Below are 6,935 nucleotides of genomic sequence, written 5' to 3'. Positions count from 1 at the left end.
CGGCCTCGTCGACGGCGGTCGCACCGCCGCGCGGCGGCTCGGCCGGTTCGACGGGCGGGCGCGGACCGCGGCGGCCCGGCCGCAGGAACAGGACGCCGCCGACGACCAGCGCGACGACGGCCAGCACGGCGATGACGATCAGATATTCCATAGCGCCCCCAGTTTTCCAGACCGGCGCACCTGCGCCGAACACACCGCGGCCATGCGCGGCCGGCCCCGGAACGGCGGTTCAGGAGCTCCCTGGGCAGAGATGCCCGTTCGGAACTGTCCCACTCGCCGTCCGCGAAGCCCAAACCGGGCGCGGAGGAATCACAGTCCGTACATCCGTATCCAGTCGGCTTGCAGCGTCGCGGGGGCGGACGGGTCGACAGTTCGCGCGGTGTCACGCCGGTCATGCGGGAACCAGTCGAGCTGAAGTGTCTGGCCCATCGGCCCCGACGGCTGCACGGCCGGATCGGTCGTGTGGAAGAAGCGCCGCCCGTCCATGAAGCCGCTGATTCCCCGGGGCGTCCACTCGACGGCGAACACGTGCCAGCGGGTCAGGTCGGCGCCGATTCGCGCGTCGAGGCGACGGTCGCCGTCCTCGGGGCCGTAATGGAGGTAGAAGGCGGTGTGCCGGCGCCGGCCGTCGTCGATCGTCTCGGCGTAGTCGATCTCGCCCCCGCCGCCCCGCGGGCTCACTCCCCCGCCGCCCTGGACCGGCCAGAGCAGCAGCACGGGGTGGTAGCAGGCGCAGCCCCGCGACATCCGGATCCGCGCCTCCCAGCGCCCGTACCTGCGGGCTCCGCGCCGCCACGCGATCCCGCCGGTGGTGCCGTCGCGCCGCCCGGTGATCGTCAGCACGCCGTGCCGCACCGTGACGGCGGACGGGCTGCGCCGCCCGTTCCCGCCGTGGCCCGGGCCGTCGTAGACCTCCCACGCCTCGCGGTCGAGGGTCCGGCCGGTGAAGTGGTCGGACGCGACGGGCCGTCCCCAGCCCCGCCCGTTCCCGGGGCCAGGGCGCCCTTCACCGGACGACTCGCGAGCGGGTCCGCGGACGATCCCGTGCCCGCCCCCGGTGGAGGGCACCGGATCGGCCCCGGTCGGTACCACCGCCATGGCCGCCAGGAGGAACGCGCCCACGACCGCGAAACGCCGTCCCCACGGCCCCAGCACCATTCGCGCCACCGGCATTCCCACGTCCCGCCCGCTCGTCGCTTTCCCTCTTTCCGGCGGTGGTCAGTTGACCGGCGTCACGCACGCCTTGAGCTTGGTCTCGAACGAGTCGGACTTGCTCTTGTTCCAGATCTTGAACGACACGGCGTTCACCAGGCAGAGCGGCTGGTGCGGCTTCTGGAGCACGCTGGGGCCGCCGTAGACGCTGCCCTTGAAGTTCAGCGGGACCCCGCTGTTGTACTGGCTGTAGTCGATGTCCTTGGCGTCGAACCTGGTCTTCATCTGGCCGACCCTGCGCTTCCCGCAGTTCAGCGTCGGGGTGAAGGACACCGCCCAGGGCAGGCCGACCGCGACCTCCACGTTCGCTTTGCACGAGCTCTCGCTGAAGCTCTGGACCATCTCGGCCCCCGTCGCCTTGGCCGGAGCGGGATTCGAGCCGCCGCACTTCTTGAGGACGCTGACCCTGGCCGTCGCGTTCGTCAGCTTGATGTCCTTGTAGATGAGGTGGAAGTTCTCCGCCTGCCGCGTGAAGGAGATCGTCCCCCAGGTGCTGAGCCTCAGGCTGCGCCCCAGCGGCGGGGAGTTGAAGTCCTTCGGCGTGGTGCTGTAGGCGAGGCTGAACTTCGGGTTGGGGTCGGGCGAGGACGTGGCCTTCGCCGACTTCCCCTCCGCCGACGTTTCCGTCGCCGACTTCCCTGCCGCCGACGCGCCGGCCCCGGACGCGCCCGCCCCGGACGCGCCGGCCCCGGAGGTACCTGTCTCGGACGTGCCTTCCTCGAACGTGCCCGTTCCGGATGTGGCGGCCACGCGTCCCGCCGTCGCGGGGCTCTCGTGGCCACCGGACGACGCGTCCACCGCCCACGCTCCCCCGGCGACGCCCAGGCCGAGCGCGGCCGCCGCCGTGAATGCCGTCAACCTCTTCATTCTCCGACTCCTTCGTGTTCCCGGATGTGCGAGCCGTTCTCCGGAAGACCGTTATCCGGGCTGTCGAGAACGCTACGGACGGCCATTCGGCGGCCCTAGGGCCCTAGGACCCAAGGAAGGCGGAAGGGGGACCCCGACCGCGGAATGCCCGGCCACCGGAAGGCGATCGGCGGCTCAATCCGCATGACTGGCCAAGCACGGCGCGGGGCGTTAATCTTCGCAAGGCCGCCTGATCACCCCGAAAGCGGCGGCGGCGTCTCGACGCGCACGCGGACACCCCGCCCGAGAAAGCCCGAGGAAGGCCGCCATGCACCACGCAGTCCTGGTCCGCTCCGCCGCCGTTCTGCTGGCGATGGCCTTCCCCGCCACGGCGTGCGACGACGACTCGAAGGACGGTGGTGTGTTCACGCCGTCGCCCTCGGCGTCGCGGCCGGCCGCGGAGACTCCCGACCCGGGCGGCCAGGACGGCATCGCGGGCGCGCAGGCGGCGCTCCAGGCGTTCCTCCGCGGGCAGGCGGCCGGCGACGCGGGCGTGTGCCGCTACGTCGCGCCGGGCGGCGCCTTCGTGAAGGGGCCCGCGCTGCGGGGCAACTGCCCCGAGGGCGTCAAGAGCACGCCCCACCTCCTGCGCCCGCAGGAGCAGCAGGCGATGCGGTCGGTGGTCGTGCACGGCGGGCGGCTCTCCGGCGAGGAGGCCGTCATCCCGTTCTCGGCCCTGCACTGGACGGCCGGGTCGATGACGGCGAGCACCCTCCAGCCCAGGTTCGTCCTGCGGCGCAGCGAGGGGACCTGGCAGATCGTCAAGTGACGCGCAGGACGCCGCCCTCCCGGTGAAGGAGTCGGGAGGGCGGCGCTTCCTGAGGTGGCCGGTGTGCATGGCCGCGGGTCGGCCGTGGCGGCCTGGGGACGGTCAGGATCGGGCCTTGGCGGGCTTGTAGTAGCGGATCCAGTCGACCTGGAGGGTCGCGGGGGCCGTCCGGCTGACGCCCTTCGCGGTCTTGCCCGTCAGGTTGGGGAACCAGTCGAGCTGGATGGCCTGGCCCATCGGCCCCGGCGGGAGCGCCGCCTTGTTGGACGTGTGGAACCACTTGCGCCCGTCGAGGTAGCCGGTGATGCCCTTGGCGTTCCAGTCCACGGCGAACGCGTGCCAGGCGCGCAGGTCCACCTTCACGTGCGCGTTCAGGCGCTTGGCGTTCTTCTCCGGGCCGTAGTGGAGGAAGAAGTTGGTCCCGTTGCGCAGCCCGTTGTCGCCGTAGGTCTCCATCCAGTCGATCTCTCCGCCGCCGCCCTGGGGATCGGTGCCGCCACCGCCGCCGGCGGGCCACAGGAGCAGGTTGGCGTTGTAGCAGGCGCACGCCCGGTTCATCCGGACCCGCGCCTCCCAGCGGCCCGTCTTGCGGGCGCCCTTGGCCTGGCCGCCCGGCGTCCACGCGACGCCGCCGGTGTCGCCGTTCCGCTTGCCCGTGAGCGTGAGCGCGCCGTTCCGCACCGTCACCGCGCTCGCCACCCTCCTGCCCAGGCCGCCGTTGCCCTTGCCTACGTAGATCTCCCAGTTGCGCCTGTCGAGGCGCGTCCCGCGGAACTCGTCGTAGTTCTGCGGCTGCCCCCACTTGTAGCGCGCGGCCGCGGTGGCCTGGGCGGGCTTCTTGGCGGACGTCCCGGCCGCGGACGCGGCGGTGTCCTCGCGCGCGGCCGGCTTCCCGACCGCGATCGCCGGGGCCGAGCGCTCCAGCGCGCCGGCCGGCACGACGGCCTGGCGGGCGTCCGCCGGATCCCCGTGCAGGGCCGCGGCCGCGGCGACCCCGGCCGCGAGGACCGCACCGGTGCAGACGGCCATTCTGTTCTTCGGCGGCAGAAGCATTTTTCGGGCCTCCAGACGAAAGGATGGACTCGGCGGCCCGAGAAAGGACCGTCCTTCTCTCTCGTCCGGAACTCTACGAAGCCGCCGCGGGCCGCCGTAGGGCCCTAGGGCCCTATCCCGATCGCGCGGGGGCCTCATTGCGGAGCCGCAGTTCAGCCTTGCGGCGGCATCCCGAGCCAGGTGACGATGGCCGTGGCCCGGTTCGGCGCGCCCAGCTTCGCATAAATGCGATTGATGTAGTTCTTGACGGTTTTCTCGGTGAGAAATAGTTTGGCCGCGATGTCCTGATTGCTGTGACCGCGCACGATCAGATCCATGACCTGGACCTCGCGTGCCGAGAGCCCGAACCGCTCCCGCTGCTCCGCCGGATCCGCGGCGGCGGGACCGGCGGGCCGGCCGGCCCGCGCGGCGTCGATCAGCGCGGCGCTGGCCGCGTGCGAGAGGGGGTGGGCCCGGTGCCGCACGGTGTCCCGGATCGCCTCGGCGAGCTCGTCCACCGTGAACGTGTTGTGGACGAGGTAGCCGACGGCGCCGTTGCGCACCGCCGACAGGACCACGTCGGGCTCCTCCACCTGCGTCAGCATGATGACGCGGCTGATCCTGCTCAGCACCGCCGCGGCGCCGATCCCGTCGGTGCGCGGCATCCGCACGTCGAGCAGCACGACGTCGGGCATCAGCGACCAGGCCAGTTCCTCGGCGCGGTGCCCGTCCCCGGCCTCGCCGACCACCTCGATGTCGTCGGTGGCCTCCAGCGCGGACGTGAGCCCGGCGCGGATGAACGCGTTGTCGTCCACGACCATGACGCGGATGCGCTCCGTCCCGCCCATCACTGCCTCCCCAGCGCCGTCGGTGCCGGTTCCGAGCCCGAGCCCTCTCCCGGCAGCGCCACCATGATCGCCGTACCGGCGCCCGGGGTCGAGGCCACCTCCAGCCGCCCGCCCGCGCGCTCCGCCCGCTCGTACATGCCGACGAGGCCGTAGTGGCCGGCACGGGCGAGCGCGTCCAGCCAGCCGGCGCCGGAGTCGTCGGGGAGCCCGCGGCCGTCGTCCGCCACGCGCGCCTCCAGGCCGTCCCCGACGGCGCGGATGTCGATGTCCACCCGGGACGCGTGCGCGTGCCGCCGGACGTTCTCCAGCGCCTCCCGGACGATCGTCACCAGCTCGTGCCGGGCCCGCAGCGGGAGGTCGGCGTCCGGGTCCGCGTCGACGTGGACGGGGATGCCGGCGACGCTCTCCCACTCGGCGGCGAGTTCCGAGACGGCCTCGGACAGCGGGAGCCGGACGGCGTCGTCGCGCAGCTCGGCGATGAGGGACCGCGCCTCCCGGGTCGCGACCTGCGCGGCGGTCGCGATGCGCCGCGCCTCGCTCTCGGCCCGCTCCGGCGACTTGCGGACCCACGCGGGCAGGCCGGTCGCCGACAGCGCGATGCCGGCGAGCGTCGCGGTCAGCGAGTCGTGCATCTCCCGCGCGAGCCGCGTCCGCTCGTCGGCCGCCATGGCGAGCGCCTCCATCCGCCAGCGGTCCTCCTCGGCGGCGGCGTGCTCGTCGAACAGGCGCCGCAGCACCCCGCCCACCAGCGCGCCGACGGCGTAGAACGCGGGCAGCGCGACGAGCAGCGGCAGGGCGACGCCCGTGCCCTCCCCGCCGGACTCGTTGCGGTACAGCGCCGTGTAGTACAGGACGGTCTGCTGCGCGCACAGCAGCGCGGTGACCGGCCACCGGTACAGCAGCCCGGCGAGGCCCGCGGCGATGACCGTGACGAGGAAGTACGGGCCGAAGATCCCGCCGACCTGGAGCACGGCGTAGCCGATGAGCACGTCGAAGGCCAGCAGCGCGGGCTGCTCGAAGAGCCGCAGGACGACCCGCTCCCAGCCCGCGAGCACCACCCCGGACACGAGCGCCGCCAGGGCGAGCACGCCGAGCGCCCACTGGTCCCCGCGCACCTTCTCGTCCACCAGTACGGTGACGCCCACGACCAGGACGCGGACCTGCATCAGCAGGACGAACGTGGTGCCGATCCGGGTCTCGACGGAACGCTTCAGGACCGGCGGGGTCGGGTCGCCGGAGCGCGGCATCGCAGGGTCCTCCATCGGGCGAGCGCCGGACTTCTGACGCCTTGGATCGGGTCAAGAGACCGCATAGCGAACATTAGCCATTTCTCACCAGGAGATCGCTACGATGCCCACGAAATCACCCGTCCCCGCGCACGGGAGGACACCGGTGCCGGCGACCAGGGCCGTCCCGCGGCCGGAGGAGGCCGGCGACGCCGCCGCGTTCCTCGCCTTACTGCGCCGCCTCCAGCGGTGGTCCGGCCTGCCCGTCGAGGAGCTGGAGGCGCGCGTCCGGGCCGCCGGGGTCCTGATCCCCGGCGGGCTGTCCGGACTCCTCGGCGGTGACGTCCTGCCGAGCAGGGAGGCCGTGGTCGCCTTCGTGACCGCATGCGGACTGGTCCCCGAGGAGAGGGAGAAGTGGACGGACGCGCACGACCGCATCGGCTCCGCGTACGCGCCGCCCGTGACCGCGCTCCCCTCCGGCAGCCTCCCGCCGATGGCGTCCCGGGCGGGTCACGGGCCGGTCCCGCGGGTCGAGGACCCCTTGACCGACCCGGTGACGGCGACGCGTCCCGACCCCGTGACGGCGACGCGGACCGACCCGGTGACGGCGACGCGGCCCGATCCGGTGACGGCGACGCGGCCCGATCCGCCGGTCGTGCATACCCGGCCCATGCGGATCGGCGATCCCGTCCGGCCGGTCAGGGAGGCGGGCGACAGGCTCGTCGTCGCGAAGCAGGCGCTCAACATGGGCGCCTCGGCGGCATGGAAGGAGGCGGCCACGGCAGCGTCGGCCAACGGCATGGAACCTGAGGACGGAGCGCAGAACCGTCTGGAGCGGGCCGCGGGCGGTGAGCAGGGAGCCGGTCCCCCGGCCAGGGCGGAGCGGAGCCCCGGTCCGCGGCACGCCCGGCGGGCGCTGCGCCCGGCGCCCGGCGATCGCGG

At 73.3% G+C, this 6,935-nt stretch carries 7 protein-coding genes; 2 read left to right on the top strand and 5 right to left on the bottom strand.

All coding sequences use genetic code 11. From position 1 onward, the window contains the following. Window positions 1-309: 309 nt before the first annotated feature. Entirely contained in the window at window positions 310-1,173 is an 864-nt protein-coding gene (locus E1300_RS46105; RefSeq protein ID WP_131763595.1) for a glycoside hydrolase family 16 protein, read from the bottom strand. A gap of 45 nt (window positions 1,174-1,218) precedes the next feature. After that, complete coding sequence (locus E1300_RS46100) at window positions 1,219-2,079, bottom strand: hypothetical protein (protein ID WP_131763594.1); 861 nt, start codon at window positions 2,077-2,079, stop codon at window positions 1,219-1,221. Between the two features lie 307 nt (window positions 2,080-2,386). Between E1300_RS46100 and E1300_RS46095 the strand changes: the two genes are divergently transcribed. Continuing rightward, the gene (locus E1300_RS46095; protein WP_131763593.1) at window positions 2,387-2,887 is read left to right on the top strand and encodes a hypothetical protein; all 501 of its coding nucleotides are present in this window, start codon (window positions 2,387-2,389) and stop codon (window positions 2,885-2,887) included. A gap of 102 nt (window positions 2,888-2,989) precedes the next feature. Here the strand turns inward: E1300_RS46095 and E1300_RS46090 are convergent, their stop codons facing one another. The 3 genes from E1300_RS46090 to E1300_RS46080 all read right to left on the bottom strand — a co-directional run bounded on the left by E1300_RS46090 (window position 2,990) and on the right by E1300_RS46080 (window position 6,014). Further along, the gene (locus E1300_RS46090) at window positions 2,990-3,916 is read right to left on the bottom strand and encodes a glycoside hydrolase family 16 protein (protein ID WP_165503303.1); all 927 of its coding nucleotides are present in this window, start codon (window positions 3,914-3,916) and stop codon (window positions 2,990-2,992) included. A 176-nt stretch (window positions 3,917-4,092) separates the two neighbouring features. Beyond that, the gene (locus E1300_RS46085; RefSeq protein WP_131763591.1) at window positions 4,093-4,767 is read right to left on the bottom strand and encodes a response regulator transcription factor; all 675 of its coding nucleotides are present in this window, start codon (window positions 4,765-4,767) and stop codon (window positions 4,093-4,095) included. Then, a complete protein-coding gene (locus E1300_RS46080) occupies window positions 4,767-6,014 on the bottom strand; it encodes a sensor histidine kinase (protein WP_131763590.1) in 1,248 nt (415 codons plus the stop codon). The genes E1300_RS46085 and E1300_RS46080 overlap by 1 nt, the downstream gene beginning before the upstream one ends. Window positions 6,015-6,159: 145 nt before the next feature. Here E1300_RS46080 and E1300_RS46075 point away from each other — a divergent pair. Continuing rightward, window positions 6,160-6,935 (top strand): helix-turn-helix domain-containing protein (locus E1300_RS46075; RefSeq protein ID WP_131763589.1); only part of this gene is annotated, 776 nt, incomplete at its 3' end.

This window comes from Actinomadura fibrosa (assembly GCF_900659615.1).
GTDB classification, from domain to species: Bacteria; Actinomycetota; Actinomycetes; order Streptosporangiales; family Streptosporangiaceae; genus Spirillospora; species Spirillospora fibrosa.
This window is presented reverse-complemented; position numbering and strand designations above follow the sequence as displayed.

What these genes read in the sequence shown, in the direction of transcription:
- E1300_RS46105 (WP_131763595.1), bottom strand. Translation starts at nt 1,173, where the DNA reads ATGCCGGTGGCGCGAATGGTGCTGGGGCCGTGGGGACGGCGTTTCGCG.
- E1300_RS46100 (WP_131763594.1), bottom strand. Translation starts at nt 2,079, where the DNA reads ATGAAGAGGTTGACGGCATTCACGGCGGCGGCCGCGCTCGGCCTGGGC.
- E1300_RS46095 (WP_131763593.1), top strand. Translation starts at nt 2,387, where the DNA reads ATGCACCACGCAGTCCTGGTCCGCTCCGCCGCCGTTCTGCTGGCGATG.
- E1300_RS46090 (WP_165503303.1), bottom strand. Translation starts at nt 3,916, where the DNA reads ATGGCCGTCTGCACCGGTGCGGTCCTCGCGGCCGGGGTCGCCGCGGCC.
- E1300_RS46085 (WP_131763591.1), bottom strand. Translation starts at nt 4,767, where the DNA reads ATGGGCGGGACGGAGCGCATCCGCGTCATGGTCGTGGACGACAACGCG.
- E1300_RS46080 (WP_131763590.1), bottom strand. Translation starts at nt 6,014, where the DNA reads ATGCCGCGCTCCGGCGACCCGACCCCGCCGGTCCTGAAGCGTTCCGTC.